This window comes from Streptomyces sp. BE20, from assembly GCF_036322525.1.
Taxonomy (GTDB): domain Bacteria; phylum Actinomycetota; class Actinomycetes; order Streptomycetales; family Streptomycetaceae; genus Kitasatospora.
Genome location: NZ_JAQYWW010000957.1, coordinates 97405 through 114311 on the forward strand (window position 1 = coordinate 97405; position 16907 = coordinate 114311).

The window sequence follows — 16907 nt, forward strand, 5'->3', positions numbered from 1 at the left end:
CTCGGAGGTGGCATCGTGCTCGGTGACGCGTCGTTGAGCGGTGGCGCTCGCGGTGCGGGGTGCGCCGGCCCCGGTGGTCAGCTCTGTGCGGACCGGAAGCTGCGCTCGGTGCGGGTGCGGAGCCGGTAGGGGGTGGTGGCGTCGACGAAGGTGCGGGCCGGCGCTTCCGGCGGACCGCCGCGCTCCCCCGCCCATTCGGCGGTCTGCGACGGGTCCATCGGGACCGGTGGGTGCCCGGGCAGTTCGACGCAGTCCGCGCCGAGGTTGGCCCGGGTGGTGAGGGCCCACAGCAGTTCCTCGGCGCTGCGGATCCGGACGTCGTCGTCGGTGAAGAGCACCGTCTTGACGAACGGGTGCCGGCGCACGACCTCCTCGGCCAGTGCGGCCAGTGCCCGGTCCCCCTCGGCGGACTCCTTGCGGACGGCGACGGCGAGCAGGAGCATGCCGCCCCCCGCGGGTGAGAAGTGCAGGTCGTGCACGTGCAGCGCGGGCGCGGACGGCAGCGACAGGGCCACCGAGAGCGCACCGGCGGCGCCCAGGATGTGCGACTGCTCGCGGCCGGGTCCGATCACGGCCTGGTAGAGCGGGTCGCGCCGGGTGGTGACACCGGTGACGGTGAGCACCGGCAGCCCGCTCCTGGCCCGCCCGTCGTAGCCGAGGAACTCCGGGAGCGAGCCGTCCGGCCGGGAGCCCGGCAGGGCTTCGTCGGCCAGCGTGCCGTCCAGAAACCCCTCCAGCACGATCTCGCTCTCCGCGAGCGCGGTCGCACCGGGCTGGGTGAGTGCGGGGACGAGCCCGACCGGCGCCCCGGCCAGGCCGCCGGCCACCGTCAGCTTGTCCGAACCGGTCGGCAGGAAGCGGGAGTTGATCGCCGAAGCGATCATCGCGGCGGGCGGCACCCCGATGTTGACGGTGACCGGGAGGCGTTCGCCGCGCGCCACCGCCTCCTGGTGGAGCTGCCCGAGCCGCCGGCCGGGCACCATCCAGACGGTCAGCCGGTCCCGGCCGATCACCAGCATCCGGTGCGCGGAGAGCGCGCTGCCCCCGGTGGCGGCGTCGCCCGCGTGCACGAGCGCGGCGGTCAGGTACGGCCCGGCGTCCCGGGGGGTGGCGGTGAGCACCGGCAGCTCCCGCAGGTCCACCTCCCCCGCCACCACCTGCTGGCAGGGCGCGGTGTCCGTCCGCACCGGCGGGAGGCCGGCCGCCACCAGGGCGGCGGCGCTCCGCGGCGTGGTGTGCCGGGGCAGACCGGGCAGCCAGCCGCGCACCCGGTCCTCGTCGCCGTACAGCCCGAGCAGCACCGGCGGGACCGGGCGGCCGGACGGCACCGGACGACCGGGCGGGTCCGTCGCGTCGGCCGGGCCGGCCGCGCCGGGCAGCACCCCGGTGTACAGCACCGCCGGTTCGGGCCGGGCCAGGCCGACCGCCGGCACGCCGGAGTACCGCTCGGCGAAGTCGGCGGCGACCGCCTCGCGGGCGATCGGCTCGTCCCGGCCGAGCACCGGCAGCCCGGCCAGCGCGGCGCGCAGCGAGAGCCCGGCGGTCACGGTCTCCGCCGCGGGGTGGGGGTAGATGGTCACCACGTCGCCACGGCTCCTTCGCCCAGCTCGCCGAACCAGCCGTCCAGGTCGGGGTGGCGCAGCAGGCCGGTGCCGATCAGCAGGCCCCGGTACCCGGCGGCCAGCAGCCCCCTGGCGTCCTGCGGCGTCTCGATGCCGCTGGCGCTGACGGGCACCCTGGTCCCGGTGGCCAGGACGTCGGGCAGCAGGCGCAGGCTGCGGCCGAGGTCGGGCGCGTCCTGTTCCTTCTGCCGGATGTCCTTGTTGTTGACGGCCACCACGCAGGACTCGCCGTGCACCACCGTCGCCAGCTCGCGTTCGTCCGTGACCTCGACGAACGGGGTCAGCCCGTGGGCCAGGGCGGACTCGATCAGCCCGGGCAGCACCCCGCGCGGCAGCACCGTGGCGGTGAGCAGGACGGCCGCCGCACCGGCCGCGCGGGCTGCCGCGAGCTGCCGGTCCTTGGTGAAGAAGTCCTTGACCAGGACCGGCAGTTCGGTGGCGGCGACGACCTCGTCCAGCAGCGCCGGGGTGCCGCCGAACCAGGAGCCGGTGACCACCGAGAGCGCGGGCGCGCCCAGCCGGGTGTACCGGTCCACGATCTCCTGCACCGGCCGGCCGCGGAACAGGTCCTCGCCGTGGGCGCTGCGGGCCTTGAGCTCCATGACGACCGGCAGCCGGGCGGCCAGCAGCGCCGCCGGGAACGCCCCGGCGGCGGGCTGCCAGGCCGAGCTGATCCGCTCGACCCGCTGTGTGTCGAAGGCGCCGCCCGGACCGCGCGCGGCGCTGTCCACGTCGATGCCGTCGAAGCCGGGGCGGCTCCGGACGGTCCGGTACGCGGCGGAGTTGACCGCGCTGATCCCGCCGGCCAGCATGAACGGCTTGGTCAGCCGCCCGAGCACCGCCTCGACGGCGTCCGCGTCCAGCGGCACACCGGTGCTGCCGATCCGGCCGTCGGCGCCCACCGAGTCGAACAGGAAGACGTCCACGCCCGCCTGCTCGTAGGCCCCGATCAGCGGCTTCTCCAGCACCCGGCCGTCCCGGACGTGGAGCACCTTCAGCAGCTCGACGCCGGGCAGCTCCGCGCGGATCGCCGCCACCTGGGCGGGTGTCGCGTAGCCGTGCAACTGCACCCGCGACACCCCCGAGGCGGTGACCGCTTCGCGCAGTGCCGCCGGGTCGGCGAGCAGGGTCACCAGGACCGGGGCCGGCCCGCCGGCCGAGCGCGCGCACTCGGCCAGTCGGACCAGCTCCGGCAGGTCGAGGTCCGCGGGCCCGTCCGGCACGCCGTACCAGAGCCCGACCAGATCGACCGGGGCTCCGGCGAGCAGCCGCAGCTGGTCCTCACCGGTGACCCCGCACACCTTCAGCCGCACGGTTCGTTCAGCTCCCCGTGGCCTGGGTACCGGTGGAGCCCGACCCGAACTGCTCCGGCAGCCGGGCCAGCGAGCGCGCGACGAGCTCCTGGTCGAAGCCCTCGTCGACGAGCTCGCCGCCCAGGTACTTCTCGTAGGCGGAGAGGTCGAAGTGGCCGTGGCCGGAGAGTCCGAACAGGATGGCCTCGGAGCGGCCCTCCTCCTTGAGCCGCAGCGCCTCGTCGATGGCCACCCGGATGGCGTGGGTGGACTCGGGCGCGGGCACGATGCCCTCGGTGCGGGCGAAGGTCACGCCGGCCTCGAAGCAGCTGGTCTGCGGGACGGCGCGCGCCTCCAGCAGGCCGTCCTCCAGCGCCTGGCTGACCAGCGGCGCGATGCCGTGGTAGCGCAGGCCGCCGGCGTGGATCGCGGGCGGCACGAAGGAGTGGCCGAGGGTGTGCATCTTCAGCAGCGGGGTCAGTCCGGTGGTGTCGCCGAAGTCGTAGGCGACCCGGCCCTGGGTGAGGCTCGGGCAGGCGGACGGCTCCGCGGCGATCACCCGCACCCGGCGCCCGCCGCGCAGCTGCTCGCCGAGGAACGGGAAGGCCAGGCCGGCCAGGTTGCTGCCGCCGCCGGCCGCTCCGATGATGATGTCCGGGTAGTCGTCGGCCATCTCCAGCTGGAGCAGTGCCTCCTTGCCGATCACCGTCTGGTGCAGCGCGACGTGGTTGAGCACGCTGCCGCCCGCGTAGTTGGTGAACGGGTCGTTCATCGCGACCTCGATCGCCTCGGACGTCGCGATGCCGAGGCTTCCCGGGCAGTCCGGGTCGTCCGCCAGGATGCCGCGCCCGGCGGCGGTCTCGGTCGACGGGCTGGGCACGCAGGTCGCGCCGTACGCGTGCATCAGCGCGCGGCGGTAGGGCTTCTGGTGGTAACTGACCTTCACCATGAAGACCTTGACCTCCAGACCGAAGAAGGCCCCGGCGAGGGAGAGCGAGGAGCCCCACTGCCCGGCCCCGGTCTCGGTGGCGAGCCGGCGGATGCCGGCCTCCTTGTTGTAGAAGGCCTGCGCGATACCGGTGTTGGGCTTGTGGCTGCCGGCCGGGCTGCCGCCCTCGTACTTGTAGTAGATCCGCGCGGGGGTGTCGAGCAGCTTCTCCAGGCGGCGGGCCCGGAACAGCGGCGCCGGCCGCCACTGGGCGTAGATCTGCCGGACCACGGAGGGGATCTCGATGTCCCGCTCCAGGGTGAGCTCCTGCTCGGCCAGCTCCTTCGGCATGATCCCGACCAGGTCCTCGACCGTCGCGGGCTGCCCCGTGCCCGGGTGCAGCGGGGGCGAGAGCACGGGCAGGTCGGCGGCCAGGTTGTACCAGGACGTCGGGATCTGCGAATCGGCCAGCTGGTACTTGATGGTGTCCACGGTGTCGGCCTCCGGGCCTGGTGGTGGGTCGCGGGGAAGAGGTGTCAGGTGGTGCGGCGGGCGGCCGCGTCGGCCACCAGCGAACCGGCGGTGAACCGCCGGGATTCCGGCCCGGCGAACAGACCGGGGTGCTCACGGCGCATCCCGGTCAGCACCAGGTCGTACGGCAGGTCGTCGAACTCGCCGTGCTCGTGCAGGAATTCCATCTGCCGGGCGCCGTGCTCGTCGAAGGGGTGGTGCACGCTGTCGGCCGTCCCGTCGAACTCCAGCGGCTTCATCCCGTAGAGACGGCAGAGCAGCTTGTTGAAGACCGGGGTGGCCCGCACCCAGCGCCCGTCCAGCTGGACGGAGGTGAGCGCGTGGTAGTAGAAGACGTCGCCTCCGACGTACTCCTTGATCCGCTCGGACGCCAGGTGGTTGCGCACGTCGGTGAGCACCAGGCGGCCGGGGACGCCGACCGAGCGGAGCGCCGCCAGGTACACCAGCGACTTGTGGATGCACATGCCGCGCTTCGCCCGCAGGGTCCCGCTGGCGGTCAGTGCCTCGCGGGTGAACTCCGCGCCGTAGATCTCGTAGTTGATCCGGTCCCGCACGGCGTAGTACAGCCGCACCGCGCGGTCGCGGTCGTCCGTACCGCCGTCCGGCAGCACCTCGGCGACGAAGGCGCTCACCTCCGGCGCGGTGTGGTCGATGAAGTCGGTCGCCGCCAGGGTGGCGGACACGTCACTCGACATGGGGAGGACTCCGTACTCTGGGAAGGGGGCGCTCACAGGCCGAGCATGGTGGCGATCCGGACCCGCTGGACCTCGGAGGTGCCGGAGTAGATCGTCCCGGCGACGGCGTTGCGCAGTTCCTGCTCGACGCCGTACTCGGCCATGTAGCCGTTGCCCCCGAAGATCTGCACGGCGTTCAGGGCGGACGCCACGTTCGCCTCGCTGACCACCAGCTTGGCGGAGGCCAGGTCGACGGTGATGTCCCGGCCGGCGAGGAGGGCCTCGGCGGTGTCGTAGAGCCACCGCCGCGAGGTCTCGACGCCGATCCGCATCTCCACGATCCGGCCGGCCACCAGCTGGAACGACCCGATCGGCTGCCCGAACGCGGTCCGCTCCTTGGCGTAGGCGATGCACTGCTCCAGCCGGCGCTGCATCTCGCCGACGGTGACGGCGAAGGAGCAGAGGATCTCCCACTTCATCACGTGGTCGAGCACCAGGAACCCGGTGCCCGGCCGGCCGATCACGTTGGCCTTCGGCACCCGGCAGTCGTCGAAGAACAGCTCCGACATCGGGGACGCCTTGAGGCCCATCTTCTCGATCGGGTTGCCGACGGTCAGCCCGGGGGTGTCACGCTCCACCAGGAAGGTGGTCACCCCGAGCGGACCGGCGGTCGGATCGGTCTTGGCGTAGACCGCGATCACATCCGCCACCGGTCCGTTGCTGACGAAGGTCTTGCTCCCGTTCAGCACGTACGCGTCGCCGTCGGGCACGGCGGTGGTACGCATCGCCAGCGCGTCCGAGCCACCGCCGGGTTCACTGATCGCGTGGGCTCCGATGAGGCCGCCCCCAGCCACCCCGGTCAGGTACCGCTCCTTCTGGGCGGCCGTGCCGAAGCGCTGCAGCGGGACTCCGACGCTCACCATGCTGGTGGTGACGGAGAAGTTGAGCCCGCCGTTGCGGCAGCCGTGGCCGAGTCCCTCCAGGACGTACATGGTGGTCAGCAGGTCCTGGCCGAGCCCTCCGTACTCGGGCTCGAACGGCAGCCCGAGCAGGCCCGAGTCGACCACGGCCTGCCAGGGTCCGCGCGGGAACCGCGCGGCCTTGTCGTGGGCCAGGTAGTCGTCGCCGAACTTCTCGAACCACGGTGTCAGGCCGTCGCGCAACTCGCGCCGATCGGCGGACCATTCGATCATCGCTTCATTCCCCGGTCGGTGGTCGGTGGCGCGGGCGGGATCAGTAGTGGGAGGACGAGGCGCCGGTGAGGTCGTGGACCTCGTCGCCGCGCAGCGCCGGGGTGAAGACGCACACGAGGCGCAGGTCCTCCTCCGGCCAGGCGATCAGCCAGTGCGCGTCGTGCTGGTCCAGCGCGTAGAGCGTGCCGGGCTCGATGACGTGGCTGTTGCCCGCCATGTCGACGACCTCGCCGCGGCCGGAGATGCAGTAGCAGGCCTCCAGGTGCCGCTTGTACTCCAGCAGCGACTTGGTGCCGGCCGCCACGACCGTGTCGGTGACCGAGTAGCCCATCCGGTCCGACTCCAGGAGGAAGCGGCGGCTGACGCCGTTGCCCCACTCGACCGTTCTGACGTCCTCCAGCTTGCGAATGATCATGACGAACTCCGTTCAGTGATTGGACAGTTGTTCTTCGTGCACGGGTCGGTGACGCAGGCCACCGATGAATCCCGCGAGTTCGGCGAGCAGGTCACCACCGGTCTCCAGGACCCGTTCGACCTCCGCCACCAGGGCGCTTCCGACGATCGCCGCGTCCGCGCCCAGGTCCCCCATGGCCGAGACGTCCTCGGCGGTGCGGACCCCGAATCCCACGGCCACCGGGGCCGGGGTGAGCCCCTTGAGGGTGGCGACCACCGGCGCGAGCGCCGAGCGGTCCGGGGCCGGGGCCGTGCCCGAGCGGCCGAAGTGGGCCACCAGGTACAGGTACGCCGAGGCGAACTCGGCACTCTCGGCAAGGACTTCGCGGGGCGAGTTCGGGTAGCAGGTGGTGACCACCGGCTGTCCGATCCGCTCCGCGGCCTCCAGGTACCGCCGCCTGGCCAGCGGCGGCAGGCCGTGCAGCAGGGTCGCGTCCGCTCCCGCGTCCCGGGCCCTGCGCAGGAACTCCTCCAGGCCCACCGGCTTCACCGAGTGGCCCCAGTCGGCCAGCAGCGCGATCCGGGTGTGCCTCAGCTCCGGCCGGACGCGCTCGACGAAGCCGAGCACCGCGTCCAGGTCGACGCCCTGCTCCAGCGCCCGCCGTGCGGAGCGCCGGATGACCGGGCCGTCGGTCACCGAGTCGGGGAACGGCACGGCCAGTTCGAGGCAGTCCACCCGCTCCTCGTCCAGCAGCCGGACGAGGTCCGCGAGCCGGTCCAGGCCCGGGTCACCGGCGTTGAGGAACAGCGCCAGACCCGGGTCGGCGGAGCTGCGGCCGGCGAAGAACCCGCCCGCCGGCCGGCCGTCGTGCTCGGTGGGGTCAGACACCGGCCCGCACCTCCCGGCGCAGCCGCTCCACGAGCCCGACCGCCGCGCCGTCCACCACCGCCGCCCGGGCGGTGGCGAACGCCTCCGCCCAGTCGGTGGTCCGGCCGGCGGCGACCGCCGCGGCCGCCGCGTTGAGGCAGATGCTCTCCACCGCCGCCGCCGGGCCGTGACCCCGGAGCAGGTCCAGCAGGTGCTCGGCCGCGTCGGTGCCCTCCGCGGCCGGGCGGAGGTCGGCGAGGGTGCCGCCCGCCGCGCCCACCGTGCCGGGGCCGACGGCCAGCTCCGTGCCGTTCGCCCGCACGGTGTTCCCGGTGAAGCTGAGCAGCTCGTCCACACCGAGGTCGTTGCGGATCAGCCAGACTCGCCGGTCGGCCGCCAACTCGGCGAATCCGTCCCAGAGTTCAGGCGACGATACACCGGTCAGCTGGACCTCGACGGGCACCGCGGCCAGGAACGGGCCGAGCAGGTTGACGAACCGGCCGATCTGCTGCATGCCGTACGGCAGCACGGCGCGCGCCAGTTCGGTCAGCTCGACCGGGTAGACGAACCCGGAGGCGAAGGCCAGGCCGAAGCGGCCGAGCAGGTCCTCGCACTCGGCGTACGAGCGCGCGGTCGGCAGCCCCAGCCGGTCCAGGATGTCGATCGAGCCGTACCGGCTGCTGTAGCCGCGCGACCCGGTCTTGACGATCGGCACCCCGGTCGCCGCGGCCACCAGGACGGCGGCGGTGGTCAGGTTGAAGGTGGCGGGGCCGCCCCCGGTGCCGACCAGGTTGACGACGCCGGGCCAGCGGGCCGGCAGCGGCGCGGCACGGTCGGCCAGCGAGCCGAGGAAGGACTCCAGGGTCGGCGTCACGGGGGTGCGGGTGGAGAGCGAGGCGAGCACCGCGAGGGCCTCGCCGTTCGTCAGCCGGCGCTCGTGCAGCCGCTCCCAGAAGTCGGCCCAGACCGGGCGTTCCACCGGTTCGGTGCCCCGGACCAGGCTCTGCAGCAGATCGGACACGGTCAGCTGGCTCCGCTCGCCACCGGCTCGGCCTGACCGAGGAAGGCGTCGATCGAGGCGACCGAGCGGAAGTTGTCCGGCACGATGTCGAGCGCGTCGATGTCCAGCTTGTAGGTGTTCTCCAGCCAGCCGACCAGGGTCAGCAGGCCGAGGCTGTCGATCACGCCGTTCGCCAGCAGGTCGAAGTCGTCGTCGATCTCCTCGACCGTGACCTCCAGCAGGAACTGATCGATCAGGTACCGCTTGATGTCGTCGGTGCGCGCCATGTCAGCCTCCGGTGGCAGTGGTGTCGGGTCGGTCGGTCCGCGCCTGCAGGAGGCGGCGCTGGACGGCCTTGCGGTCGAGCTTCCCGGTGCCGGTGCGGGGCAGCGGGGTGTCCACCAGCTCGACGGTGGCGGGGATGGCCACCCGGGGCAGCAGCCCGGCGGCGTGCTGGCGGATGGTCAGGGAGTTGAGCTTCCCGCCCTCGGCGCGCTGCACGACGGCGTGCAGTCGCGTGCCGGCGAGCTCGTCGGGGACGGCGATCACCGCCGCCTCGGTGACGGCCGGGTGGCTGCGCAGGGCGGTCTCGACCTCGGCCGTGTTGATCCGCACACCACGGACCTTCACCACGAAGTCCCGCCGGCCCTCCAGGGTCAGCACCCCGTCGTCGTGACGGCGTACCAGGTCCCCGGTGCGGTAGTAGCGGGTTCCGGCCCGCTCGGAGAAGACGCCCCGGTCGAGCTCGGCGTCCAGGTACCCGGCGGTCTGGAACGGTGTGGAGACCACGAGTTCACCGCGGCCCGGCCCGGCGAGCTCGACGCCGTCCTCGTCCAGGACCAGCGCGTCGACCCCGTCGATCGGCCGGCCGATCGGCACCGTACCGTACGGCATCGGGTCCGCCGGGTCGATCGTGTGGAGGAAGCTGTCGTTGGTCTCGGTGCAGCCGTAGACGTTGTGGAAGACCGCCTTGGGCAGGAGTGCCGGCAGCGGTTCGAAGCCGCGGGCGCTGACGGCGTCGCCGGTGAGCAGCGCGTGTTCCACACCGTCCAGCACCAGCGCCGGGTCGCCCGCGGCGGCCTGGGTGAGCAGTTGGTAGAGCATCGGGACGCCCTGCACGACCTGGACCGGCCGGGCGCGGTACTGCGCCAGCAGGTGGGCCGGGTTGGCGGCGAGGTCCTGGTCCACCAGGGAGACACACCCGCCGCGGCTGAGCGTGGTCCAGATGTCGAGCAGGCACAGGTCGAAGTTGAGCGGTGCGTAGTTGAGCACCGTGCTCTCCGGGCCGATGCCGAACTGCTCGGCGGCCCAGTCGGCGAACCGCGTCACCGCGCCACCGGTCAGCGGCACGACCTTGGGCAGCCCGGTCGAGCCCGACGTGGTCAGGAGCAGCGCCACGTCCTCCGGGTCATGGTCACCCTCGAAGGTGAACTCCTCGTGTCCTTCGGTCAGTTGGATCGGGTCTGGCAGGCGTCGGGCGCCACAGCGGTCCACCAGGGCGGCCAGGGTCTCGGCGCCGAGCTCCGCCGAGGGCAACAGCACCGGCCGGCGGAGCATCAGGCAGGCCAGCACCACGGCGACGGCCTGCGGCGACTTCTTCGCCACCATGGCCACCGGTTCTGCGGGGCCCAGGCCCAGCCCGGCCAGCCGCGCGGCGGCGGCACCGGCCATGCGGTGCAGTTCGGCGTAGCTCACCTCGTCCGCGTGCCAGAGCAGTGCCGGCGCCTGCGGGCGGACTCTCGCCTCTTCGGCGATCCGGCCAGGGAGGGATCTCCACGGCATCGAACGGTCCTCCGTCTCACGTCCTGGGAGTATCTGAGTGGGTCTGAGTGGTCTGCGGACTGTCTGAGCGGTTCTGCGCGGGCAGCCGAAAGCCGATTACGGCTGCCGCCGAAAATGTGCGCAGGATGAATCGCCAGGTGGCGGGCGGCCGCAGGCGTGGGCGGCCGCACTCGTCCATGGGTAAATAGATGAATACACCTGAAGAAGTTGACCGATAAACCGCCCGGTCGGCGCGGAGGAGTTCCGCGTGACGGAATACCGAAGGTGGAATCCCGCAATCCGGAACCGGGGCGGCCCGATCAGCCCGCGCGCCGCCCCGAAGGCTGCGCGAACGCGGCGGAGATACCCAGCAGAAGATACGTACAGCCGGTGATGTACTTCTGGGCACGGGCGAACCGCACACTACGGGCGAGCCATGCGCCCACCCCGACCGAGGCCACCGCGTACACCAGATCCATGGCCAGGGCGATCGCGAAGAACACCAGCCCCAGCACCAGGGTCTGACTCGCCCCGGAGCCCCGCTCCGGGTCGACGTACTGCGGCAGCAGCGCCAGGAAGAAGAGGGCGACCTTGGGGTTGAGCACGTTCACCAGAGCCCCCTGGCGCAGCAGCGTCCCGACCGACCGGGGGCTGTCCGAGCCCGCCGGGCCCTCGCCCAGCGCGCCCCCCTTGGACAGCAGGGTGCGGATGCCCAGGTACACCAGGTAGGCGGCGCCGGCGTACTTCACCACGTCGAACGCCGTGGCGGAGGCGGCGATCAGCGCCGACACCCCGACCACGGTGCCCAGGACGTGGACCAGCGTGCCGAGTTCCACCCCGAGCGCCGAGGCGAACGCCGCCCGCCGGCCCTGGCCGATGCCACGACTGAGGATGAGCAGCATGTTCGGCCCGGGCACCGCGACCACCGCGACCACCGTCGGCACGAACAGCAGCAGCGCCGCCATCGACGGGAGCGTCAACTCCACCGGGCCCATCCCCCTCCGTCAGCTGCGGAGCGAGCCGGACGGCTCAGCCCCACTCAAGGTCCCCGTCACGCCCGCCCGGGAATCCGAAACCCACCCAAGCCGACTGAAATGATTGCCGAATGGCCACCATGTTACTCATCCCCCCAGCGAATTAATCGATCTTTGTCTCAGCTCCGCCGTACTCTGTTTCCCAAGCGAAGTTCCTTCGATCCTGCCGACCGCACTTCGGCAAGTCCAGGGATCACAGCTGTCCCATAGGTGCCGTGACTGGTGACGGCCAGGTTATCCACGGGGGCACCACAGAGCAGCAGAACCACCACCACGGAGTTAGCAATGGATCTTGAGCGCGACCGGAAGGTCCTGACGGACCTCTACCGGCAGTTGCGGAACGAGCCGAACCTGAGCACACCCGAGATCTGCGCCCGGTCGGGCCTGGATCCGGCCTCCCTCCACGAGGCCACGGCGCTGCTCACCGAGCTCGGGTTACTGACCGGGTCCGGCCGCGGCAGCGGGCGGCCCACCGTCACCTCCACCGAGGTCGCGCTCAACCGCCTCGCGCAGCAGGCCGAGCAGACCGCCGTACGCTGGCTGGAGGAGACCATCCGGGTCCGCAAGGCGATGCGGCTCCTCACCACCGAACTCGCCGACCAGTACCAGCAGCAGGAGAGCCTCGCGCCCGCCGAACTGATCGTCGGCCTCGACCACATCTCCGAAGTGCTGGAGGACTGCACCGAGCTCGCCCAGGACGAGGTGCTGAGCATGCACCCCGGCCCGGTCGTCGAGAGCCGCTCCAAGGCCCGTCTGGAACGCAACCAGAAGGTCGTCAACCGCAGCGTGGGGATGCGCACCATCCACCTCGCCTCCACCGCGCGGCTGCCGCAGGGCCTCGCCCTGCTGGAGGAGATGCAGCGCTCCGGGGTCCAGATCCGGCTGGCTCCCACCATCCCGTTCCGCCTGATCGTCATCGACGACGTGATGGCCTTCACGCCGGCCTTCGGCACGGAGGCGCAGCCCACCGCCATGGTCACCCGCGGCCCGGTGATCACCCGCCTGCTCAGACGGGTCTTCGAGCACTGCTGGCAGTCGGCGGTCGAGCTCGGCACCGACACCCCGCCGCCCCAGACCCCCGTCGACACCCCGCTCACCGGCCAGCAGGCGGGCATCCTGCGGCTGATGAACGCCGGCTTCAAGGACGAGGCGATAGCCCGCGAACTCGGCGTTTCCACCCGGACACTGCGCCGTCTGATGAACGACCTGATGGAGAAGCTCGGCGCGGACAACCGCTTCCGGGCCGGGGTCCGGGCCCAACAGCTGGGCTGGCTCAAGTAGCCGGGGGGCGGGCCGGCCCGGCCGAAGGAGCCCGGGCCGGCCCGCCCCCGCGGTCCGGCGCCGCCCACCGCCGCCCACCGCGACACCCGGCGCAACACCCGGCCCCTCCCGGACGACCGGGTGTCCGGCAGGGCGTGCGACCGCGCGCGCAGGTCACCGGCCGTGCGATCGAACCGGTCCCCCGCGTACCCCCTCGTCATCTCCACGGGGCACCTAGAATGAGGACCCGGGTCCGCTCCGCGGGCCCGGGTCATCGGGAGTGGTCGGTCCGCGCACGCACCGGGCGTGTGCACGGGGTGAGGGAAGGGGTGGGCCGTGTCCGACACAGGCTCCGTCGCGTCCACGCTCGCGGCGAAGCTGGACCGGCTGTTCGACGTCGTCCGCCGCGCGGACCGCGAGCAGTACAGCCACGAGGAGGTCGCCCGGGCCTGTCGGGAGGCGACCGGCGAGAGCTTCTCCGCCACGTACCTCTGGCAGCTGCGGACCGGCCGCCGGGACAACCCGACGAAACGTCATCTGGAGGCGCTGGCACAGTTCTTCCAAGTCCCGCCGACCTACTTCTTCGACGACCGGCAGAGCGCACGGATCGCCGAGGAGCTGGCGCTGCTGGGAGCGCTGCGCGACGCGGGCGTCCGGGACGTGGCGCTGCGCGCGGTGGCCCTCTCGCCCGAGGGCCTCGGCACGATCAGCGACATGATCGAGGCCATCGCCCGCCGCGAGGCCGGTGGCAGGTAGCGGAAATCGACGTCGAAGCGGTTCTCCCCGCGCTCCCCCGTCCGTAGGATCGCCTCCCGACCGGGGCCGGTCGGACAGCAGGGGGGCAGGCGTGGGGCATTCGCGTGGGGTCGACCATGAACTCTGGCAGCGATGTCGGGGCATCGCGGAGTCGATACCGCTTCCCGAACCGTTCGGCATCACGGCACTGACCGAGTCACTCACCCGGCTGCGCGGCAGGCCCATCGAGCTCATGCCCCTCTCCGGCCCGGCGCCCTCGCCGTGCGGCGTCCTGATCAGCACCGACCGCGCGGACTACATCGGCTACGCGGTCGACACCACGGCCCTGCACCAACAGCACATCGTGCTGCACGAGATCGGTCACCTGCTCTGCGCGCACACGGGTGGCGCGGGACTGAGCACGGTCGTGTCGCGCGTGCTGACACCCCAGCTGCCGGACGAGCTGGTCCGCCGGGTGCTCGGCCGGTCGGTCTACACGGAGCGGCAGGAGCAGGAGGCGGAGCTCGTCGCCTCGCTGACGCTGCACCGGGCGCTGCAGCGTCCCCGGTCCACCGCGATCGGCCGGCTGGCCGACCGGACGGCGCAGTGGTGGCGCACGATCGGCCGGCCGGGGCCGCGCGGCGCGGCGTGGCACGGGTGACGGGGTGGCCGACACCGGCAGCCTGCTTCGCCGGTGCCGTCAGCCGCTGGGACGACCGGGGCGGCCGGGCGCGCGCCCGGCGTGACCACCGCAGGCTGGACCCGCTCTGGTCGGCGATGAGGTCGGTGGTCCCGGAGATCGAACTCGTCACCCAGGACCGGAACGTCGGACGGGCGAGGGCCCGGCGGCAGGACATCCGGTTCGCCCTGTACCGGCGGATCATCGAGATCCGTGACGGGCAGCTGTCCCTCCGGTCCCATCTGCATCCTCACGTCCCGCTCTGGGTGGCGGAGGTGCTCGGCCCGGCCCGTGCCGAGGAGTTCGCCGTCGTGGTGGAGGCCGCCGCCATCGCCGCCGTCCTGGAGGCGGCCCGGGCCCGGCACCACTTCCCCGCCGGGCCCGGCGAGGGGTGCGTGCCGCACCCGCTGGTGGCCGACCTCCGCGAGGAGGCGGCCTGGCTGGTCAGGGTCGCCGCCGCGTACACCGGTTCGCCGGCGGTGGCCCACGTCCGCAGGCGGGTGCGCGAGGAGCTGGCCAGGGCGGCGGCGGTACCGCACTGACCGGACGCCGCCGCCCCCGCCGCCCCTGCCGCCCCCGTTGCGCGGGGCAGCGGGAACGGCAGGGGCGACGGGGGCGACGGGTGCGGCAGGGGCGGCCTGGTCCGGCGGGGCGAGGGAACGGCGCGCCCGGTGGGACGCGGGACGGACGGTGTCAGGCGCGGGCCAGCTCCGGCATCAGCTCGTACACCTGCCCGGCGGACTCGGGATCGGCCTCCAGGCAGGCGAGCAGGTCGGCCCTGGCGTTGTCCACCCGGTCGAGTCCGATGAGACAACGCGCCCGCTGCAGCCGGGCGTCCACGTCCTCGGTCGAGTCGACCACCTCGTCGAGGAGCCGGAGCGCCTCCCCGAACCGCCCGGCGTCGTGGTGGACCACGGCCAGGTTGAACCGGATGCCGGGCTCCGTCGAGAGCTCGACGGCACGCGCCAGGTTGCTGCCGGCCGCGTCCAGATCGCCTTCCTGGTAGCGGAGTTCACCGATCAGCGCCCACGCCTGGGCGCAGCCGGGGTCGGCGGCGAGCGCGGCCGCGTAGGACTCGGCGGCTGCGGTTCCCTCACCCTCGGCGGCCAGCAACTGGCCCTTGAGGCACAGCAGCCGGGGGTTCTCCGGATCGCCCGCGAGACCGGCCCGGACGTCCTCCCGGGCGAGCCGGTACTCACCCGCCTCGAACAGCAGGGAGGCCCGGTTGAGGCGGGCGTCACGGAACTCCGGGTCGAGCTGGAGGACGTACCCGAAGTCCGCCACCGCCGCGTCGGTGTCGCCGAGTTCGGCCAGGACGTCGGCGCGGTTGAAGTAGGCCTCGGGGAAGGGTGGCGAGAGCCGGACGGCGCGGTCGTAGTCGGCGAGCGCCTGTTCCGGACGGCCGAGTTCGCGCCAGAGCATGCCCCGGTCGAAGTAGTACTCGGAGTAGTTGGGGTCGCACTCGATCACCGCGGTGTAGTCGGCGACGGCTTCGGCGTGGCGGCGGAGGCCCGCGTACACCTGAGCGCGGTTGTAGCGGAGCACGGAGCGGTGCAGCGCGTGCTCGTGCGGCTCCAGCGTCTCGTCGAGGGTCGCGATGCAGCCGTCCAGCAGCGTCAACGCCGCTTCGAGGCGGCCCTGGTGGACCTCGATCAGCGCGAGCCCGTTGCGGTTGAACACCACGCGCGCCTCCCGCTCCTTCGGGTCCGGGTGCCAACTGGCGAAGGCGATCGCCTGGTTGACCCAGCCCCGGGCGAGCCGGTGGTCGCGCCGGTCGGTGTCGAAGTGCCGGGTGTGGAGCATCGCCGTGGCGTACGCGGCCTGCATGTGGACCTCGGGCGAGGCGCTGAGCGCCCGGGCCTCGTCGTACAGCGGCAGCGCCAGATCGGCCAGGCCGAGCGCGGCGAAGGAGGTGGTCATCTTGGTGGTGAAGGCCCACCAGTGGGTCGGGTGGCTCTCGTGGGTGACGAGCTGCCGCCCGCGCTCGCCGAGGTCCACGACGGCGTGGTAGTAGCCGAGGTCCATGCAGTGGTCGAGGGCGTGGCGCAGCGTGTCGGCCCCGACGCCCGCCGGGTCGCTGCCGTGCTCCGCGTGCCAGGCGATGGCCCCCAGCCGCAGGGACGACTCGCCGGCCGTCTCCAGCTCCGCCCGTCGCAGGTCGTGCAGCAGGGCGCGCTCGGTGGCGGGCAGGGCCAGGTAGGCGGCGATGCGGTCGGGGTCGTCGCCTGCGCCGTCCGCCGCGACGTGGGCGCGGCCGAGCGCGGCGGTTCCGGTCGCCGTCCGGGCGGCGTCCCCGGCCGGCCGTCCCCCGTCCGGCGCGTCGAGCACCGCGCAGTGGGCGGCGAGCGCGTCGGCCAGCACCTCGTTCCCGGGGCCGGCCGGTCGCTCCGGCGCCTCGGTCCCGGTGGTGACCACCACGGTGAGCAGCTCCGGGTCGATCCGCCGCAGCAGGACGGCGAGGAACTCACCGTCGGTGGGGTCGGCCCGGTGGGCGTCCTCGACGATCAGCGAGCGCGGGGCCGGGCCGACCGCCCGCAGGTACGCCTCCAGGAACTCGACCAGACCGTGGGCGATCCGCAGGGTGCGCAGTGCGGAGTAGAAGCGGGTCCGCTCCTTGGGCACCGCCAGCGAGGTCAGCGTCTCGCGGGTGGCGGGCACCAGGTCGCGCAGCTCCGGCGTGGTGGAGAGGATCTCGATGTCGTGTCCGGCGACGGCCTCCGGGCAGCGCGCCAGCGCGTCGGGGACGATCGTGCGCAGGATCGACCCGACGGCCGTGTAGGGCCCGCGCAGCCGGCGGTCGGCGTTCACCAGGGCGAGGGCGGGTGGCAGGTCGAGCCGCTCGCGGGCGTCGACGCGGTCGGGACGCCGGGCGGCGCGGACCCAGTGGTGGCGGTGCTCGGCCATGACGCAGCTGCCTTTCGTGCGGTGACGTGGTGA

The 16907-nt window shown here is 72.9% G+C and carries 16 protein-coding genes; 4 read left to right on the plus strand and 12 right to left on the minus strand.

Annotated elements, in window-relative coordinates; all coding sequences use genetic code 11:
• Positions 1–77: 77 nt before the first annotated feature.
• From PUR61_RS24085 to PUR61_RS24135, 11 genes are all read right to left on the minus strand, one after another.
• Complete coding sequence (locus PUR61_RS24085; protein ID WP_329881458.1) at positions 78–1580, minus strand: UbiD family decarboxylase; 1503 nt, start codon at positions 1578–1580, stop codon at positions 78–80.
• Positions 1577–2935 carry a hypothetical protein gene (locus PUR61_RS24090; protein ID WP_329881459.1) on the minus strand — a complete coding sequence of 453 codons (1359 nt, stop codon included), beginning with the start codon at positions 2933–2935 and terminating at the stop codon, positions 1577–1579. Before PUR61_RS24090 ends, PUR61_RS24085 begins: the two co-directional genes overlap by 4 nt.
• 7 nt (positions 2936–2942) lie before the next feature.
• Complete coding sequence (locus PUR61_RS24095; RefSeq protein WP_329881460.1) at positions 2943–4334, minus strand: TrpB-like pyridoxal phosphate-dependent enzyme; 1392 nt, start codon at positions 4332–4334, stop codon at positions 2943–2945.
• 44 nt (positions 4335–4378) lie between these two features.
• Positions 4379–5068, minus strand: coding sequence for a transglutaminase-like domain-containing protein (locus tag PUR61_RS24100; protein WP_329881461.1), 690 nt, complete (start codon positions 5066–5068; stop codon positions 4379–4381).
• Between the two features lie 32 nt (positions 5069–5100).
• Positions 5101–6240, minus strand: a complete 1140-nt coding sequence (locus PUR61_RS24105) for an acyl-CoA dehydrogenase family protein (RefSeq protein WP_329881462.1) — start codon at positions 6238–6240, stop codon at positions 5101–5103.
• A gap of 40 nt (positions 6241–6280) precedes the next feature.
• The gene (locus tag PUR61_RS24110; protein ID WP_329881463.1) at positions 6281–6655 is read right to left on the minus strand and encodes an ectoine synthase; all 375 of its coding nucleotides are present in this window, start codon (positions 6653–6655) and stop codon (positions 6281–6283) included.
• A 12-nt stretch (positions 6656–6667) separates the two neighbouring features.
• On the minus strand, positions 6668–7522 hold the full coding sequence (trpA, locus tag PUR61_RS24115) for a tryptophan synthase subunit alpha (RefSeq protein WP_329881464.1): 855 nt from the start codon (positions 7520–7522) through the stop codon (positions 6668–6670).
• On the minus strand, positions 7515–8522 hold the full coding sequence (locus PUR61_RS24120) for a hypothetical protein (RefSeq protein ID WP_329881465.1): 1008 nt from the start codon (positions 8520–8522) through the stop codon (positions 7515–7517). Before PUR61_RS24120 ends, trpA begins: the two co-directional genes overlap by 8 nt.
• A gap of 2 nt (positions 8523–8524) precedes the next feature.
• Positions 8525–8788 (minus strand): acyl carrier protein, encoded by a 264-nt coding sequence (locus PUR61_RS24125; protein WP_329881466.1) that lies wholly within the window; start codon positions 8786–8788, stop codon positions 8525–8527.
• A 1-nt stretch (position 8789) separates the two neighbouring features.
• A complete protein-coding gene (locus PUR61_RS24130; RefSeq protein WP_329881467.1) occupies positions 8790–10283 on the minus strand; it encodes an AMP-binding protein in 1494 nt (497 codons plus the stop codon).
• 299 nt (positions 10284–10582) lie between these two features.
• Positions 10583–11248 (minus strand): LysE family translocator, encoded by a 666-nt coding sequence (locus PUR61_RS24135; RefSeq protein WP_329881468.1) that lies wholly within the window; start codon positions 11246–11248, stop codon positions 10583–10585.
• A 333-nt stretch (positions 11249–11581) separates the two neighbouring features.
• Here PUR61_RS24135 and PUR61_RS24140 point away from each other — a divergent pair, with 333 nt between their 5' ends.
• The 4 genes from PUR61_RS24140 to PUR61_RS24155 all read left to right on the plus strand — a co-directional run bounded on the left by PUR61_RS24140 (position 11582) and on the right by PUR61_RS24155 (position 14512).
• On the plus strand, positions 11582–12577 hold the full coding sequence (locus PUR61_RS24140; protein ID WP_329881469.1) for a helix-turn-helix transcriptional regulator: 996 nt from the start codon (positions 11582–11584) through the stop codon (positions 12575–12577).
• A gap of 315 nt (positions 12578–12892) precedes the next feature.
• Entirely contained in the window at positions 12893–13312 is a 420-nt protein-coding gene (locus PUR61_RS24145; RefSeq protein ID WP_329881470.1) for an XRE family transcriptional regulator, read from the plus strand.
• 91 nt (positions 13313–13403) lie between these two features.
• Positions 13404–13952, plus strand: a complete 549-nt coding sequence (locus PUR61_RS24150) for a ParH-like protein (RefSeq protein WP_329881471.1) — start codon at positions 13404–13406, stop codon at positions 13950–13952.
• Positions 13949–14512 (plus strand): DUF6545 domain-containing protein, encoded by a 564-nt coding sequence (locus tag PUR61_RS24155; protein ID WP_329881472.1) that lies wholly within the window; start codon positions 13949–13951, stop codon positions 14510–14512. The genes PUR61_RS24150 and PUR61_RS24155 overlap by 4 nt, the downstream gene beginning before the upstream one ends.
• A 151-nt stretch (positions 14513–14663) precedes the next feature.
• On the opposite strand, the gene PUR61_RS24160 is transcribed toward PUR61_RS24155, so the two are convergent.
• Positions 14664–16874: a tetratricopeptide repeat protein gene (locus PUR61_RS24160; protein ID WP_329881473.1), complete on the minus strand. Its 2211-nt coding sequence runs from the start codon at positions 16872–16874 to the stop codon at positions 14664–14666.
• Positions 16875–16907 lie beyond the last annotated feature (33 nt).